Below are 15,664 nucleotides of genomic sequence, written 5' to 3'. Positions count from 1 at the left end.
CTGGACAAATCTAAGCGCAAATGGTTTCCCTTGGCGAGATATATTCTCGGGAGGCCGCCATGCTTGACACAATCACAAACCTCAAATCTCTTCTCAACGACCCTTCGCTTCTGGCCCAAAAGGCTTACGTGAACGGCCAGTGGGTCGATGGTGAGGGCACATTTGATGTAACCAACCCCGCCCGTGGCGATGTGATCGCGCAGGTGGCTGACCTGTCGCGCAGCCAAGTGGCCGAGGCCATCTCCGCGGCCGAGAAGGCGCAAAAAGACTGGGCCAAATGGACAGGCAAAGAGCGTGCAAATGTTTTGCGCCGCTGGTTCGATCTGATGGTCGAGCACACCGATGATCTCGCAACAATCCTCACCGCCGAAATGGGCAAACCTCTAGCCGAAGCCAAAGGCGAGATCGGCTATGGCGCGTCGTTCATCGAATTCTTCGCAGAAGAAGCCAAGCGCATCTACGGCGAGACAATTCCGGGTCACCAGCGCGACAAACGCATCACCGTCATCAAACAGCCGATCGGCGTTGCAGCCTCGATCACGCCGTGGAACTTCCCCAACGCGATGATCACACGCAAGGCAGCACCTGCCCTCGCCGCTGGCTGCGCCTTCGTTGGGCGCCCCGCCGCCGAAACGCCGCTGTCCGCCACCGCCATGGGCGTTCTCGCCGAGCGCGCGGGCATTCCTGCCGGCGTGTTCAACATCGTAACAAGCTCGCGCAGCTCGGATATCGGCAAGGAATTCTGCGAAAACCCTGCCGTGCGCAAACTCACCTTCACAGGCTCAACCGAAGTAGGCCGCATCCTTTTGCGCCAGGCCGCTGACCAAGTGATGAAATGCTCCATGGAACTGGGCGGCAACGCACCCTTTATCGTGTTTGATGATGCCGATCTCGACGCCGCCGTCGAAGGTGCGATCCTTTGCAAATTCCGCAACAACGGCCAGACATGTGTGTGCGCCAACCGGATTTATGTGCAAGCGGGCGTCTATGACGCTTTCGCCGAAAAGCTCACCGCCAAACTCAAGGAAATGAAGGTTGGTGACGGCCTTGAAGAGGGCACAAGCTTTGGCCCGCTGATCAACTCCGAAGCCGTCGAGAAAGTCCGCGAACATATCGAAGATGCACTTTCCAAAGGCGGCAAAGTCGCTTTTGGCGGCTCACAGCACAACTTGGGCGGCACATTCTTCCAGCCCACAATCGTCACGGGCGTGACCCAGGACATGCAAGTTGCCCAAGACGAAACCTTCGGCCCGATGGCGCCGCTGTTCAAATTTGAAGATGAAGACGAAGTGATCGCCATGGCCAACGACACGATTTTCGGGCTGGCCAGCTACTTCTACGCCAAAGACCTGAGCCGCGTTTATAAAGTCGCCGAGGCGCTTGAATACGGTATTGTCGGCGTCAACACGGGCATCATCTCGACAGAAGTTGCGCCCTTCGGCGGTGTCAAACAATCTGGTCTGGGTCGCGAAGGCAGCCACCACGGAATCGAGGATTACCTCGAAATGAAATACATCTGCATGTCGGTCTAAACCGCACAAAAAGGGCGCCAGCTTTCCAACTGGCGCCCTTTCTCTATTCAGATCAATCAGTTTACAGCTTTTGCATCCACCACATCGGCCTCACTGGCCGGCGCCGACGCAATCTCGATGCGCCGTGGCTTGAGCGCCTCGGGCACTTCCTGTACGAGATCAATGTGCAGCATTCCGTCAGCATGGCTTGCACCTGTCACGCGCACATGCTGCGCAAGCTGGAAGCGGCGCTCAAAAGCGCGTGTGGCAATCCCGCGGTGCAGGAATGTGCGCTCGCCCTCGTCTTCGGCTTTGCTGGCCGACACAACAAGTGCGTTCTCTTTCACTTCTACAGACAGGTCAGAATCCGCAAACCCTGCCACCGCAATAGAAATACGGTAGCCGTCATCGGCTGTCTTTTCGATGTTATAGGGCGGGTATGTCGTCTGTCCGACATCTTTTGCCATTGCGCGGTCCATCATGTCGGCGATCTGGTCAAATCCGACAGTGGCGCGGTAAAGCGGGGTCAAATCAAAGTTACGCATGGGTCATCCTCCATTGAGCGATACCAAAGTTTCAAGCCTTCCGATCTGGACAGGCCGTTTAGCGCAAAGCCCACCATTGGCACTTTGCATAAGTAAAATGGGAACGGTTTTTCAGAGTTTCAAGAGGGGCGGAGCAGTGCTCAGTTCTTGATAAATTTTGCGCCCGTGTCACGACGAATCTGGCCAACAGTGATGCGGTTCACGTTTGGCCCCTCGTGTTGAAAGACGCCGCCACCAGCAGCAAGCTCGGCACGGAGCAGCGCCAAAGGTGTCTCAAGCTGCGTGCCAAGCGACACTGGCAGCCCCTCCACTTCGGCCTTTGCCGACACCACAGAGACAATCCTCGGTGTGCCATTGCGGAAGCTGAAAATTGGTGCGCCTGACGAGCCGAAATCAACATTGCACGAAGTCACAAGCACGCCTTGTTGCCGCGCCAGAACACCGCAAACCTCCTGCAAACTCGGTGCTTCGGCGCGATCAAGCGCATAGGAAACCACACCGATTTCATCACCCTTGGCAGGGCGCGCATCGGTTGCAAAAGGAATGATGGTTGTATTGCGAATGGGGTGATGCAGCTCCAAAAGCGCCACATCATTGCGCACGCGGTCGGCCGTAACATTGCTTGAAAAATCGTAATCGGGGTGCACAACCGCGCGACGCACCATACGATAAGCCGAGGCGCGGCCATTGCGCCAGCCTGCCAGAAACTCGATCTGCGCATGGTCGATCCGCTGCTTGGTGCTTGAGCTGTAAAGACAATGCGCCGCTGTCAGCACAAGGTTAGGCGCAATCAATGCGCCCGTGCAAAAGCCCTTGCCATCAATATTGAGCCGCCCGACAGCTTCCCACCCGCGGCTGTCATCGCCCGTATCGAGCCGTTTGAGGCCCGTGGCATCCGCCGAGGCAGGAGAGGCCACCAGCGCCGCCAAAGCAGCAAGAAAAATAGCACGCAGCATAGAGTTGGAAGCCCTTGTTCAGGTCAGGTCACCCGAACTAGCGAAAACTTGTGTCAAAATTAGGGCACAGGCGACCAGTTTTGCAAGGCGCGTGGCTTTGGCCCGCCTGTTGCCCAGTCGAGTAGCTCGACAGTATGCAACACGGGTACGCCCGTCGCCCCGCCGATCTGCATCATGCAGCCAATGTTGCCCGCCGCTATCACATCGGGCGCTTTAGCCTCCAGTGTATCTACCTTACGGCGCTTCAGCTCCTTGGATATCTCGGGCTGCATCAAGTTATATGTTCCTGCCGATCCACAGCAGAGATGGCTGTCTGCTGGCTCGACAACCTCAAACCCGACGCGCTTCAGCAAGTCCTTCGGGAAGGTCTTGATCTGCTGGCCATGTTGCAAGCTACAAGCCGCATGATAAGCCACACGAATGCCCTTGGCCGCGCCTTCCGGCAGATCAAGCTGCATCAATAGCTCACTCACATCCTGCGCCAGATCGGCGACGTGCGCCGCCTCGGCTGCCTTACCGCTTTCGCGGAACATATGGCCATAGTCCTTCACAGTTGTGCCGCACCCCGAGGTGTTGATGACGATGCTGTCGAGCCCACCCACCTTTGCCTCGGCCATCCATGCGTTAATGTTCTTCTCCGCCGTCGCATGGCTCTCGCGGGCCTTGCCCATATGGTGCGTCAACGCTCCGCAGCAGCCCGCCCCCTCGGCAATCACAACTTCACAGCCAAAGCGGCGCAGCAGGCGGATGGTTGCGTCGTTGATATCGGTGTTAAGCGCCTTCTGCGCACAGCCGGTCATGAGCGCAACGCGCAACTTCTTTTCGCCCGCAGGTACAAAAACCTGCGGGTCATCATTGCGGCTCACAGGGGGGATAACCTTCGGCGCCATCTCAAGCATCGCCCGAAGCCGCGCATCCGGCACAAGCGCCTTGAACGGCTTGGCGATTTTCGCGCCGAGAAGAGCAACCCGAAAGCGCATGGGGTAAGGCAAAATCTGCGCCAGAATCCAACGCAAGGCCCGGTCCGTCAACGGGCGCTTATAATGGTTCTCGATATACTCGCGCGCATGGTCGACAAGATGCATGTAGTGCACACCGCTAGGACAGGTCGTCATGCACGCAAGGCAGCTCAAACAGCGGTCAATGTGCATCACCGTCTTTTTGTCAGGCACACGCTCGTTCTCAATCATGTCTTTGATCTGGTAGATCCGCCCGCGCGGGCTATCGAGCTCGTCACCCAAAATCTGATAGGTCGGGCAAGTCGCTGTGCAAAAACCGCAATGCACACAGTTGCGCAAAATCTCGTTCGCACGGGCCGTGCCTGCGTCCTTGAGTTGCTCGGGGGTAAAGTTCGTCTGCATCAGCCAACCATCCATTCTGCTGCCGCCAGCCCGATCCAGGGGATCACGCAGGCCATAGCACCTATCGCTTTTGTCAGGGCTAAGCCCCTCTTTGTCTCAATCCGCCGCATCACCGCACGCACACAAAGCGCAACCGTGCCAACCCAGGCAAGCCAAAGCATCCCCAGTGTTTCAAGCCCGGGTGCGGCATTTGAAAACAAGGCGGCCGCGATCAGCGCGGTTACAATGCCAGCGCCCAAAAGAAACGCCATCTGCGTTGCCTCGCGCCGCGTGAGTAACAGCATCAAGAGCGGCCCGCCCAGAAAGACTATTACATATGCCCCGCCATAATTCATCCGCGCGCCATGAGCTCCGGGTTAAACAACCCCTTCGGGTCAAACCGCTGCCGCAGCCCATAGCTCAACCTTGCAACACCCGCTGCTTCTGGCTGAAAGGCACAGGCCTCAAACGCGCCTTTCACACGAGTCGCATGCCCGCCATTCGCGGCGCAAAAACTTTGGGCAAAACCGCCAAGGCTCTCCTTATCCGTCGCAAGCCATGCCAACCCCCCGCCCCAATCAAGCATCGCATCAAAGCTGTGTTCCGCCTGAGCCGCTGCTAGAAACGCAGACATATCCGAAGGGCGCAGCGACACGCGGGTCACAAAATCCTGCTCGGCAAACGCGCGCACATCACGGATATCGGTCCAAACCTTTGCAGAGGCCGCCGCCACCAGCCGTTCCATCTCGCCAAAGCGACCCAGCAGGTTTTCCAGCTCCTCCAAGCGGTAGGCAACCGAGGGCGCAAAACCCTCAAGGCGCAAGTATACCGCACCACTTTGCGCCGCCCCGGTTACCTCATAGGGTGAGCCTAGGGCCGCCGACATGGCCTCAACAGCTTGCGCCGCATCAGTCACATGCAAAACCAAAGTCGTTTCAACTTCCGGCACAGGCATCACCTTCAGGCTCACTTCGCTCATCGCGCCCAACGTGCCCCGGCTTCCGGCCATGAGTTTGACAAGGTCATAGCCCGTCACGTTCTTCATCACTCGGCCGCCGTTTTTCACCACACGGCCCATCCCGTCAACAAACCGCACGCCAAGCGCAAAGTCGCGGCAGGCGCCCACAGAAATCCGCCGTGGCCCACTTACATTCGCCGCCACAACACCGCCAATCGTCGGTTCGCCCTTCGTGCCCAAAAGCACACGATGGTCCATCGGCTCAAAAGACAGCCGCTGCTTTTCCGCCGCCAGCATCGCCTCGATCTCGACCAAAGGCGTGCCAGCCTTCGCCACAAGCGTCAGCGCGCCGGGTTCATAATCCACCACGCCAGCAATGCCGCCGAGATGCAGCACATCGTTCGCCACCACACTCCCAACAGCCCGCGTGCCGCCGCTCTGCACCCTGACAGGCGCTTGCAAGCCAGCCACAACTTCGGCCAGCTCGGCCTCACTCTTTGGATGAAATTCCATGCGCCCTACTCCGCCGCAATCCGCCGCGCCTCGGATGAGGCAAGCGGGAAGACTTTGGCAGGGTTCAAAAGCCACTTTGGATCAAACACATCTTTAACGGCCATCTGCATGTCCAAATCTTCAGGCGCAAACTGGTCAAGCATCAGGTCGCGTTTTTCTATGCCGACTCCGTGTTCACCCGTCAGGCATCCGCCCACTTCGACACAGAGCTTCAGCACTTCCGCGCCAAATGCTTCGCAGATTTCCAAGTCCCCGGGCTTATTCGCATCATATAAAATCAGCGGGTGCATGTTCCCGTCACCCGCATGAAAGACGTTGCCCACAGCAAGCCCATATGTCTGACTCAACTCACCAATCCGCTTCAAAACAAAAGGGAGCTGGCTCACAGGAATCGTGCCATCAAGGCACATATAATCGCTCACCTTGCCAATCGCCGAGAAAGCCGCCTTGCGACCGGCCCAGATGCGCCCGGCTTCTTCGGCACTCGTCGCCTTGCGAAATTCCACAGGATTATGCCCTTTGGCAATCTCGTGAATAAGCCCGAGCTGATGTTCAATCTCGGCCTCGCTGCCTTCCACTTCCACAATCAGAAGCGCCTCACAGTCAGGATAGCCCGCGCCGGAATAGTCATCGCAAACGCCGATTAGCATACGGTCCATAAACTCGATTGCCACAGGCAAAATCCCCGCGCGGATAATATCGGACACACAAGCGCCAGCCACCTCGTTACTGTCAAATCCGATGAGCACCGGCCGCGCTCCTTCGGGCTTGTGAAGGATACGCAATGTCGCCTCTGTCACCACACCGAGTTGCCCCTCGCTGCCGCAGATCAGGCCAAGCAGGTCCAGCCCGCCCGAATCCAGATGCGCACCGCCGATTTCGACAATCTCGCCGTCCATCATCACCATGGTCACGCCCATGAGATTATTGGTCGTCACGCCATATTTGAGGCAATGCGCCCCGCCCGAGTTCATCGCGATGTTGCCCGCAATCGCGCAGGCAAGCTGGCTCGACGGGTCCGGCGCATAGAAAAAACCCTCCCCCTCAATAGCACCCGTGACAGACAGGTTGGTCCGCCCCGTTTGCACACGGATAATGCGGTCTGCATAATCGGTTTCAAGCACCTCGCTCATACGGCTCACACCCAAAATCACGCTGTCGGCTGTGGGCATCGCTCCGCCCGCCAGAGATGTCCCCGAGCCACGCGGCACGACAGGCACATCCATCTCGTGACAAATCCTAAGCGCCGCCGCGACCTCTTTGGTGGTCCGCGGCAGTAGCGCAAGCATCGGCGGACAGCGATATGCGGTAAGCGCGTCACACTCGTAAGCTTTCAGCGCAATCTCTTCCGATATCACTCCGTCTTTGCCCAGAACAGCCCGCAACCGCTCGGTCAACTTGGCCTTTTTCGCAAGCGTTACAGGGTTTGGTACGGGCATTTGCATGGGCTTCTCCTTAATTGGTAAGTTATTATTACCAATTCACCTCAAACTCAATCGATTCCTTCAATCCTGCGGCATTTCCTCGTGCATTCACACAAAAATGTGTCGTGAACTTCGTCCTCCTCAGTGTTACTTCAGTCTCATGTTCAAAACCTTAACTCTCCTCGCCGCGCTTATAGTAACCTCAGGCGCTCACGCCGATGCTCCGATCATCACCAAGGTCGAAGCCTCCCGCGCGGGCATGGGCTGGCGCTTTGATGTGACCCTCCAGCACCCAGACACAGGCTGGGAGCATTACGCCGATGGTTGGGAGCTTATCGACGCAGCAGGCAACCAGATTGCCTATCGCGAACTGATGCACCCGCATGTCGAGGAACAGCCCTTCACCCGCTCTTTGCGCAACGTGATGCTGCCCGACGGGATGACCAAAATCTGGGTGCGCGCCCGCTGCTCCGAAAACGGCTGGAGTGAAAAGGCTTTCGAAGTGAGTCTCCCCTACTAAGCCGTTTTGACCCTCCTCAGTCTTCCAGCTCTTTCAGTATCGCCGCTGTATCAGCCCCACGCGCCGGCGGCTCAACCGGCTCCCAACCGCCCTGCCCCTCAAAACGTGGCGCAGGGGCGGCTTGCAGCACACCGTTGACTTTGGCCCAAGTGCTGCGCGCCCCGTTCATCTCGTGGCGCGCGGCCTCATCCGGCGAAAGCACAGGTGCCGCACAGGCATCCGTTCCAAGGAAAAGCGCCGCCCAGTCATCACGGCTCCTGGTCTTGAATATTGCGGCCAAGCGCCCGGTCAACTCAGGCCAAAGCGCTTTGTCATACTGGCGCTGGAAGTCCTCGTCGCCTTCAAGCTTTAACAGGCGCAAAAACTCGGCATAAAACTGTGGCTCAAGGCTCTGCACCGACAGGTAGCCGCCGCAGGCGCACTCATACGTGCGGCTCCAATGCGGCCCGTCAAGCAGCCCTTGTCCGCGCGCCTCAGGCATCCCCCCACTCTGGCGCAGCGCCATAACAAGGTTCATCATATGCGCAGAACCGTCATAAATTGCTGCGTCAACAACCGTGCCTTGCCCCGAGGCCCTTGCCTGCAAAATTCCCGCAAGCACACCGCTCACCAGATACATCGCGCCACCGCCGATATCCCCCACAAGCGTTGCAGGCGTCAGCGGCGCAGCCTCGGGCGCACCTGCGTACCAGAGTGCGCCCGACATCGCGATGTAGTTCAGATCATGCCCCGCCGCATGGGCCAGCGGCCCGCTCTGCCCCCAGCCGGTCATACGGCCAAATACCAGCTTAGGGTTCACCGCATGGCAGGCTTCAGGCCCAAGCCCCAGCCGCTCCATCACACCGGGGCGAAACCCTTCGATCAGCGCATCAACCCGCCCAACAAGCTTTAAGAATACTGCCTTGTCGCCCTCATCCTTCAGGTTAAGCTCAATCGAGCGCTTGCCACGGTCCAGCACCGATCGCTGGGGCATCCCGGGGGCAGGCGTGCCTCCCTTTCGGTGCACCACAATCACATCAGCTCCCATATCGGCCAGCAGCATCCCCGCAAAAGGCGCAGGGCCAAGCCCCTCAACTTCAACAATTCGCACACCACTCAACGCGCCCATGGCTGTCTCCTTCTGCTTGGCCAATCCTAGCGCAACCCGCGCAAAAGAAAACCGCCGCCTCGTCTCCGGGGCGGCGGTTTGTTTGTTTTCCTGCAGATCAGAAGTTCAGCGAGATATCGCGGTGCGTCGAGCTACACGACGCCATGAAAAGCGCCGCTTCACGGTCCAGTCGGGGCTGGCTGCGCAGCCCCAAAGTGCCGCGAATACCATCGAGGTAAGCTTGAAGCTCCGGCTTGAGCCCCTCAGCATTTGCACGCCACACCTTCTGCGCCTCAAACTCCGCAACCGCATCGTTATAGTCTTCCAAAGCCGTCTCGCGGTTGAACTTGCCCACACGCAAATCACGGCGCGCCTTGCCAAGCGCCGACTTCACATCACCTGCGCCCTCAACTTCACCGAACTTATCCTCAAGCGCTTTCACTGTGTCTTCACCCGCAGGGTCCGTCTCGGAAACCGTTTCGATGAAGCCGCGCAAATCACGCAACTCACCTTCGAGCGCGGCAAAAGCCTCGTTGTCTTCCAGAGTTGCCAATGCTTCGGCAGCGGCTTCCCAAGACTTGTCTGCATTGCGCTGATAGCTCGTGCGCGCCTTTTGCTCGGCTGTTGTCAGCTTCGCAAACTCGTCGTGCACCGGCTCCCATGTCTCGGGGATTTCCCCTTTCAACTGCTCGGCCTCGGCCAACATCGCATCGCGACGTGCCTCCATGCGCGCACGGCGTGGGGCCTGTTCCTCGTCTCTCATACGGTTTGCAATCGTCGTGATATCCGCCGCTTCCTCTTCAAGCTTTCGGATCTCTTTCTCGATCCTGCGCACCAAAATCTGCTTGGGGCGATAAATAACAGCCGCTTCCTCAACCGCATCTTCCATCGCAAAAGCCTCTTTCAAGCTGGCAATCGCTTCCGGACCTGCCGCAAAGCCTTCTGCCAGATCTTTTGCCATACGATCGGGCAAACCGGACAGATCAACGCCCTGCATCCGTGCAATCGCCTGCTCGAATCCGGCTGTTCCGTCCGTCAAATCACGGCCAACAAACTCTTCCATGCAGTATTGCAGCCTCGGGTTCCGCGGAGGCGGAGCCGTTTCCGAAAGAAAGGCTGCGCGGTTTGGCAGATAATTCACCAGCGGCGGGTAAAACCCGACAACACCAAGCGCAAGAAGCTGCAAGCTGATAAAGGCCACAACGCCCTTATACATCTGCATCGTTTTCACTGTGGCAGGCGCGACCCCCCGTAAATAGAACAGCGCAAAGCCGAACGGCGGGGTCAGGAAGCTGGTCTGAATGTTCAGCCCGATCATAACGCCCAGCCAGACTGCCGTAATATTAGCACTCGGATCCGCCAGAAGAATAGGCGCAACGATCGGCACAACAACCACGGCAATCTCGATGAAATCAAGGAAGAAACCGAGAATAAAGATTACCAGCATTACGATCAGGAATTGCGTCCAGAAACCACCTGGAAGCGAGTTAAGAAACTCTCGCACAAGCTCTTCACCACCAAAGGCACGGAAAGCCGATGTCAGCATGGCTGCGCCCAGAAGGATGATAAAGACAAGCGATGTTGTCTTTGCAGTTTCCATCATCACACCATCAAGCGTGCCATGCGTGCGGAACACCCGCCAGCCACTCCAGACGACCGAAACAATCAGCATCCCCGAAGCGATCATACCAAGCGAAATACCCATCTGGTCTTGCGCCGTATCGACCGACTTCAGGTTCATTTCAAAGTTCTTGATGAGAAATGCCAGACCGACAAGTGCAACCAGACCAATAATAGCCGGCACATAAGTCAGCTTTTTGTTCGGCCCTTCATAAAGCCTGTAACCCGCCATAACCATCGCACCGGCAGCGCCAATCGCGCCCGCCTGATTCACCGTGGCAACCCCCGTGATGATCGAGCCAAGCACAAGAAAGATAAGCGTCAGCGGCGGAATAAGCGTCAGCGCAACCGAGCCCCAGAAGGCGCGGTCAAACTTGCCCTCGACTTTCACCGCAGGTGCGGCGGAAGGCTTGAAAAACGCGTAAATCAGAATGTAGGCCATGTAGATCAACACAAGCAGAATGCCGGGCACAAGCGCCCCCAGAAACATTTCGCCCGCCGAAGTGGACGACACATCAAAACTCGATGGCATGGAAAGCTCGCCTGTCGAGGCTTTGTGCAGCGCCTTACGTGTTGTGCTGGCTTGGTCTGTTGCGCTCGCAAGCTGGTCTGCCAGAATGATCAAAACAATCGAAGGCGGAATGATCTGCCCCAAAGTGCCCGAAGCCGCAATCGTGCCTGTGGCAAGCGAAGGCGAGTAATTGTTGCGCAGCATCGCGGGCAAGCTGATAAGGCCCATGGCCACAACAGTCGCGCCAACAATACCCGTGGTCGCCGCCAGAAGCGCGCCCACAAACACAACCGAAATCCCGAGGCCGCCCGGCACAGGGCCGAAAAGCTGCGCCATCGTCACAAGCAAATCTTCCGCGATCTTTGAACGCTGAAGCATGATCCCCATGAAAATAAACAGCGGAATCGCAATCAGCGTATCTCGCTCGACTTCCCAGAAAACCCCCCTGAGGTTGGTCACCCCCGCCGAGAGCCATTGCTGCGGATCACCCGAGTGAAAATAGGCGCTGGCATCGCCGGCAAAAACAAGGCCTGAAAGGCCCGCAAGTAGGATGGTAATAATTGCAGCTCCTGGAAGCGCAAAAGCCACTGGATAGCCCGAGCCCAAAGCCGTCGCCATGCTCAGTACCAGAACAGCTAGAAAAAATAGTTCCATTATGGGTGCTCCTCAGTGGCCGGTTGGTGTGACGGTGCGGTGTCCCGGCTCGTCGCGCTTGTCAGCCACCGATTCAAGAAAATAGCTCACAAACTGAATGAGCATGGTGATAGCGAAAACCCCGAGAAAGGCCGCCATCTGGTATTTTACATAAAGCCCCGTGGGGCCGGACTGTGTGATCTCGAGGTTCATCACAGGCGAGTTGATGATCGAGGTTTTGCTGCCAAGGCCGATCCAGATGATCACCCAGGCCGTCGCCATCCCCAACAAGATCGAGCCCCATGCGTTCACAAAGCCCTTCTTGGTTTTTCCGAAGCCCGCATAAAACACATCAACGCGCACATGCCCGTCGTCAAACAGCGTGTAGGCGCTCGCGAAAAGAAACAGCGCTGCATACCAGTAGCGCACAAGGTCGCCCATCAGCGCTTGCTCGTAAGAGAAAACAAAACGCGAAATCACGATCGCAAGCTCAGCTCCAACGATCAAAAGCGCCAGCCAGTGAAAACCAAGGCCACGATGCCAAAATGCAATCAACGCCCCCAAAACGATAAGCGGTGCATGCACCATCGGCCCGATAAACCGCGAGCGCCCCAAACTGCCCATCAGTTCGGCACTCACTACGCCGTTGAGAAAGCCTTCAACCCGCGACATCGCTATGAAAGCATCAACAAAGCCGATCAGGACAACACTCCAGAAGCAAGCGCGTATCAGATAAGTGTTGAATCCGTGGATTTTCATCGCATCCCATCGCAGGGCGTTGTGAGGCGTGCTCAGCGCAAAGCCGATACCTCCGCCAATGCCGAGCAAGCCGATGAGAAGCGGCACCCAAATCAGGCCGCCCGCTCGCCCCGCAAACGCATCCGCCAAATTGGGAATACCCCATCCGAGGTTGAGAACATTAATAATGAGGAAAGCAGCCAGAAAGCCGAGCATCCCCCATGCAAAAGCGCGTGGCAGGAGCGCAGGGGCTCCCCCCGTGCGCGATAGATCAGCAGTGTAGGACATGCGCTTGGTTGCCTCCCCTAAACGGCTTAGGCCTCAAGAGCGCGTGGCCCGAGGCATCTTGTGCCGCTATAGTTGTTGTTCGTTCAAAAAGAGCGGGGCCCAGAAGGCCCCGCTCGTCTTGTTCCTGCCGCTTAGACCAGACCCAACACACGGTTGCGCTGGTTGACGAAAGCTCCGTCAAAGTTCGCAAGATATGTGCCGTAGCTGCGCAGCGCCGCTTGGAAGCTGTCGTCAATCTTCGCAGCCATTGCCGAGTGGTTGCGTGTCTCTTCGAACACTTCTGCTGATGCTTCACCGAAGGCATCCCAGATGTCGTCGCTGAACGAACGCACTTCTACGCCGTGCTCATTCACGAGTTTGGAAAGGTATTCGCCGTTCTTCGCGATTGCTTCTTGGTGTGCAACGCCGTGCTCTTCGGCACAGGCAACTTCAATGAGAAGCTTTTCATGGTCTGTAAGACCGTCGAACCATGCTTTATTCATGCCAAAGGCAATGCTTGCGCTCGGCTCGTGCATACCGCCAGTATAGTAATACTTGGCTGCTTCGTAGAACTTCATGAAGTAGTCGTTGTAAGGACCAACCCACTCGGTCGCTTCGATAGAACCTGACACGAGGTTTTCATAAATCTGGCTGCCAGGAAGCGATACAGTCGATGCCCCCAGCTTGGTCAGAACCTGCGCACCCATGCCTGGCATACGCATTTTGAGGCCTTTGAAATCGTCGGCGCTTTCCATCTCTTTGTTGAACCAACCGCCCGCTTGCGTGCCTGTTGGACCACACTGGAATGCTTTGACGCCATATTCGGCTGACAGCTCGTCCCAAAGCTCCTGGCCACCACCAAAGGCGATCCATGCGTTGCGCTCAGCCACGTTCATTCCGAAAGGAACCGCCGTGAAATAGGCGAAAGCCGGGTGCTTGCCTGTCCAGTAGTAATCCGGGCCGATGTAGGCTTGGCTGTTGCCAGATGACACTTCGTCAAATGCGTCAAACGCACCGACGCGTTCACCCGCGGCAAAATACTCAACGTTAAACGCACCGTCTCCGATTTCGGCGATACGGGCTGCGAGACGCTGGGCCGACATACCAAGGCCCGGGAAGTCCCGTGGCCATGTTGATACGATTGTCAGCTGCTTGCCTCCTTGAGCAAGAGCCGGTGCGGCCAGAGCCGTTGCACCTGCGCCAATAGCAGCGCCTTTCAGAAATTTACGACGATCCATATTCATCCTCCACGTTCGATATGGTTATATTTTTGAACAGTCCCGATCTTTGCCGGTCCCCCTCCGTAGGTAATTACTAAGCATGTCGATGTAGAATACAACGAAAATTTCCGCAGATTGGTAACATAAACTTACCAAAGCGCCGCAAATTTAGGCAACTGGTTCCAATTTAGCAGATTTGAGGCAAAAAAATGGTAAAGGCCTTGGAAAAAATAGATAATTAACTTTTGAAGTATCAAGCCGGCCTTGCAGGCCACGCTGCCGAATCAACGGTTGCCAGAGTGCTCTGTTGCCCAGCTCAACTGCTGCGCCGTCTCCACAGCACAGGGCCGCACAGCGCGTAATCGCTTGAGGGCCGCATCGGGCGCTTCGCCCGCCTCGATCATCAGCCTCAGCGCTGCCATTCCCGAGCGCCCGCAGCCACCTTTGCAATGGACAATCACCCGTCCGCCCCCCGCAAGGGCCGCACGCGCGCGCTGGCTTGCTTCCGGCCATTTCGCAATCGTCTCGGGCGTCGGCGTGCCATAGTCATCCACAGGTAAATGCGCCCAACGGCTACCGAGCGCCTGAATGTCCGTGCCAAAATGCAGAGCGCCCACATGATGCAGCTCTGCCTCGGTGACCATGGTCAACACAAGACTTGGCTTAAACTCGCCAAACTGCGCCAGATCCCCCTTCAGATCGCCTCCCCTCCCCGGAAGCGAAGCCAGCGCCAATGTGCCCTTTGCCACAGTCAAAGCCGCAAGTTCCAGCCCACTCATGTTACAACCTTGCTGCGCCAAAAGTGTCGCACTGGTTTGCATCACCCGATTCAAAACCCAGCGCAAACCAGCGTTGGCGCTGCGCGCTCGTTCCATGCGTAAAAGTATGCGGTTGCGGCACGCGCCCCGCACGACGCTGGAGCGTGTCATCGCCAATCTGCTTGGCTGCATTCAGCGCTTCTTCAAGATCACCCGGTTCAAGCGCTCCCTCAACGGCTCGCGCCCAAACGCCGCTCAGGCAATCCGCCTGTAGCTCAAGCCGGACTGTCAGCTCGTTGGCCTCTGTCTGGCCGACAGCTTGGCGGCGCTGGTTCACCTGCGGCAAAATCCCGAGTTCATTCTGCACATGATGCGCCACCTCATGCGCAATCACATAGGCCGCAGCAAAGTCGCCCTTGGCGCCAAGCTGCTGGCTCATCGTCACGAAAAACTCGGTGTCGAGATAGGCCTTCTTATCCGCAGGGCAATAAAACGGCCCTGTCGCGCCGCTCGCGTCCCCGCAAGGGCTCCTTGTAACACCTGCATAAAGCACCATCACGGGCGGCTCGTAAGCGCGGCCTGTCAACTCGGGGAAAATCTCGCCCCAAACATCTTCGGTTGTCGCCAGAACCCGCGAGGCAAATTCGCCCGCCTGCTGTTCTTGCGGAGTCAGCTCCCGCGCCTCACCGCTCTGGCTGTATCCGCCCTGGTCTTGCAAAAGCGGCGTTACATCTATCCCTGCAAAATAACCGATCGCCAACACAACAAGCAATCCGACACCGCCAATGCCGGCGCCCTTGCCCACGCCACCACTGCGCCGCCTGTCTTCCACATTGCGGCTCCCCCGCTGGCCTCTCAGTCGCATCTCTTGTCCTCCAGCCCCTAAAGCTGAACACAGATTGGCGTATTTGTTCACGCCTGCCAAGCTTTCGCTTCGGGTAAATTGCAAACCAATCAAGCTGAAACGGCACAGCAATCGTCGCAACAGGCGCAGCCATCTGGCTGATTTAGCCCGCAAGCGCTAGACCTCCCTCCAAGGGACAGCTACCTTGGGCGAGCTTCG

14 protein-coding genes are annotated in these 15,664 nt (G+C 57.5%); 2 read left to right on the top strand and 12 right to left on the bottom strand.

Features of this window, described 5'->3' with window-relative positions:
- Positions 1 to 59: 59 nt before the first annotated feature.
- Positions 60 to 1,532 carry an NAD-dependent succinate-semialdehyde dehydrogenase gene (locus OE750_RS11800; protein ID WP_263764426.1) on the top strand — a complete coding sequence of 491 codons (1,473 nt, stop codon included), beginning with the start codon at positions 60 to 62 and terminating at the stop codon, positions 1,530 to 1,532.
- Between the two features lie 56 nt (positions 1,533 to 1,588).
- Here the strand turns inward: OE750_RS11800 and OE750_RS11795 are convergent, their stop codons facing one another.
- The 6 genes from OE750_RS11795 to OE750_RS11770 form a co-directional block, all read right to left on the bottom strand.
- Entirely contained in the window at positions 1,589 to 2,056 is a 468-nt protein-coding gene (locus OE750_RS11795; protein WP_263764424.1) for an Hsp20 family protein, read from the bottom strand.
- Positions 2,057 to 2,196: 140 nt separating this feature from the next.
- Positions 2,197 to 3,012 (bottom strand): trypsin-like serine peptidase, encoded by an 816-nt coding sequence (locus tag OE750_RS11790; protein ID WP_263764423.1) that lies wholly within the window; start codon positions 3,010 to 3,012, stop codon positions 2,197 to 2,199.
- A 59-nt stretch (positions 3,013 to 3,071) separates the two neighbouring features.
- Positions 3,072 to 4,373 carry a glycolate oxidase subunit GlcF gene (glcF, locus tag OE750_RS11785; protein ID WP_263764489.1) on the bottom strand — a complete coding sequence of 434 codons (1,302 nt, stop codon included), beginning with the start codon at positions 4,371 to 4,373 and terminating at the stop codon, positions 3,072 to 3,074.
- Positions 4,373 to 4,708 (bottom strand): hypothetical protein, encoded by a 336-nt coding sequence (locus OE750_RS11780; protein ID WP_263764422.1) that lies wholly within the window; start codon positions 4,706 to 4,708, stop codon positions 4,373 to 4,375. Before OE750_RS11780 ends, glcF begins: the two co-directional genes overlap by 1 nt.
- On the bottom strand, positions 4,705 to 5,823 hold the full coding sequence (locus OE750_RS11775; protein ID WP_263764421.1) for an FAD-binding protein: 1,119 nt from the start codon (positions 5,821 to 5,823) through the stop codon (positions 4,705 to 4,707). The genes OE750_RS11780 and OE750_RS11775 overlap by 4 nt, the downstream gene beginning before the upstream one ends.
- 5 nt (positions 5,824 to 5,828) lie before the next feature.
- On the bottom strand, positions 5,829 to 7,268 hold the full coding sequence (locus tag OE750_RS11770) for an FAD-linked oxidase C-terminal domain-containing protein (protein WP_263764420.1): 1,440 nt from the start codon (positions 7,266 to 7,268) through the stop codon (positions 5,829 to 5,831).
- A gap of 139 nt (positions 7,269 to 7,407) precedes the next feature.
- Between OE750_RS11770 and OE750_RS11765 the strand changes: the two genes are divergently transcribed.
- Positions 7,408 to 7,767, top strand: a complete 360-nt coding sequence (locus OE750_RS11765) for a hypothetical protein (protein ID WP_263764419.1) — start codon at positions 7,408 to 7,410, stop codon at positions 7,765 to 7,767.
- A 16-nt stretch (positions 7,768 to 7,783) separates the two neighbouring features.
- Here the strand turns inward: OE750_RS11765 and OE750_RS11760 are convergent, their stop codons facing one another.
- From OE750_RS11760 to OE750_RS11735, 6 genes are all read right to left on the bottom strand, one after another.
- Entirely contained in the window at positions 7,784 to 8,875 is a 1,092-nt protein-coding gene (locus OE750_RS11760) for a CaiB/BaiF CoA transferase family protein (RefSeq protein WP_263764418.1), read from the bottom strand.
- A gap of 97 nt (positions 8,876 to 8,972) precedes the next feature.
- Positions 8,973 to 11,639 (bottom strand): TRAP transporter large permease subunit, encoded by a 2,667-nt coding sequence (locus OE750_RS11755; RefSeq protein ID WP_263764417.1) that lies wholly within the window; start codon positions 11,637 to 11,639, stop codon positions 8,973 to 8,975.
- Between the two features lie 12 nt (positions 11,640 to 11,651).
- The gene (locus OE750_RS11750) at positions 11,652 to 12,644 is read right to left on the bottom strand and encodes a TRAP transporter small permease subunit (RefSeq protein WP_263764416.1); all 993 of its coding nucleotides are present in this window, start codon (positions 12,642 to 12,644) and stop codon (positions 11,652 to 11,654) included.
- A gap of 131 nt (positions 12,645 to 12,775) precedes the next feature.
- On the bottom strand, positions 12,776 to 13,861 hold the full coding sequence (locus OE750_RS11745; RefSeq protein ID WP_263764415.1) for a TRAP transporter substrate-binding protein: 1,086 nt from the start codon (positions 13,859 to 13,861) through the stop codon (positions 12,776 to 12,778).
- A 266-nt stretch (positions 13,862 to 14,127) separates the two neighbouring features.
- On the bottom strand, positions 14,128 to 14,622 hold the full coding sequence (locus tag OE750_RS11740) for a protein-tyrosine phosphatase family protein (protein ID WP_263764414.1): 495 nt from the start codon (positions 14,620 to 14,622) through the stop codon (positions 14,128 to 14,130).
- Position 14,623: 1 nt separating this feature from the next.
- On the bottom strand, positions 14,624 to 15,466 hold the full coding sequence (locus OE750_RS11735) for a neutral zinc metallopeptidase (protein ID WP_263764412.1): 843 nt from the start codon (positions 15,464 to 15,466) through the stop codon (positions 14,624 to 14,626).
- Positions 15,467 to 15,664: the final 198 nt, after the last annotated feature.

The organism is Lentibacter sp. XHP0401, assembly GCF_025751535.1.
Lineage (GTDB): Bacteria > Pseudomonadota > Alphaproteobacteria > Rhodobacterales > Rhodobacteraceae > Lentibacter.
The sequence above is the reverse complement of the archived record's forward strand: the minus strand, read 5'-3'. Positions and strand labels throughout refer to the sequence as shown.

Bases quoted from the DNA above. Each gene is read 5' to 3' on its own strand.
- glcF (WP_263764489.1), bottom strand. From the start codon at position 4,373: ATGCAGACGAACTTTACCCCCGAGCAACTCAAGGACGCAGGCACGGCC.
- OE750_RS11760 (WP_263764418.1), bottom strand. From the start codon at position 8,875: ATGGGCGCGTTGAGTGGTGTGCGAATTGTTGAAGTTGAGGGGCTTGGC.
- OE750_RS11740 (WP_263764414.1), bottom strand. From the start codon at position 14,622: ATGAGTGGGCTGGAACTTGCGGCTTTGACTGTGGCAAAGGGCACATTG.
- OE750_RS11780 (WP_263764422.1), bottom strand. From the start codon at position 4,708: ATGAATTATGGCGGGGCATATGTAATAGTCTTTCTGGGCGGGCCGCTC.
- OE750_RS11795 (WP_263764424.1), bottom strand. From the start codon at position 2,056: ATGCGTAACTTTGATTTGACCCCGCTTTACCGCGCCACTGTCGGATTT.
- OE750_RS11770 (WP_263764420.1), bottom strand. From the start codon at position 7,268: ATGCAAATGCCCGTACCAAACCCTGTAACGCTTGCGAAAAAGGCCAAG.
- OE750_RS11745 (WP_263764415.1), bottom strand. From the start codon at position 13,861: ATGGATCGTCGTAAATTTCTGAAAGGCGCTGCTATTGGCGCAGGTGCA.
- OE750_RS11790 (WP_263764423.1), bottom strand. From the start codon at position 3,012: ATGCTGCGTGCTATTTTTCTTGCTGCTTTGGCGGCGCTGGTGGCCTCT.
- OE750_RS11750 (WP_263764416.1), bottom strand. From the start codon at position 12,644: ATGTCCTACACTGCTGATCTATCGCGCACGGGGGGAGCCCCTGCGCTC.
- OE750_RS11800 (WP_263764426.1), top strand. From the start codon at position 60: ATGCTTGACACAATCACAAACCTCAAATCTCTTCTCAACGACCCTTCG.
- OE750_RS11765 (WP_263764419.1), top strand. From the start codon at position 7,408: ATGTTCAAAACCTTAACTCTCCTCGCCGCGCTTATAGTAACCTCAGGC.
- OE750_RS11755 (WP_263764417.1), bottom strand. From the start codon at position 11,639: ATGGAACTATTTTTTCTAGCTGTTCTGGTACTGAGCATGGCGACGGCT.
- OE750_RS11775 (WP_263764421.1), bottom strand. From the start codon at position 5,823: ATGGAATTTCATCCAAAGAGTGAGGCCGAGCTGGCCGAAGTTGTGGCT.
- OE750_RS11735 (WP_263764412.1), bottom strand. From the start codon at position 15,466: ATGCGACTGAGAGGCCAGCGGGGGAGCCGCAATGTGGAAGACAGGCGG.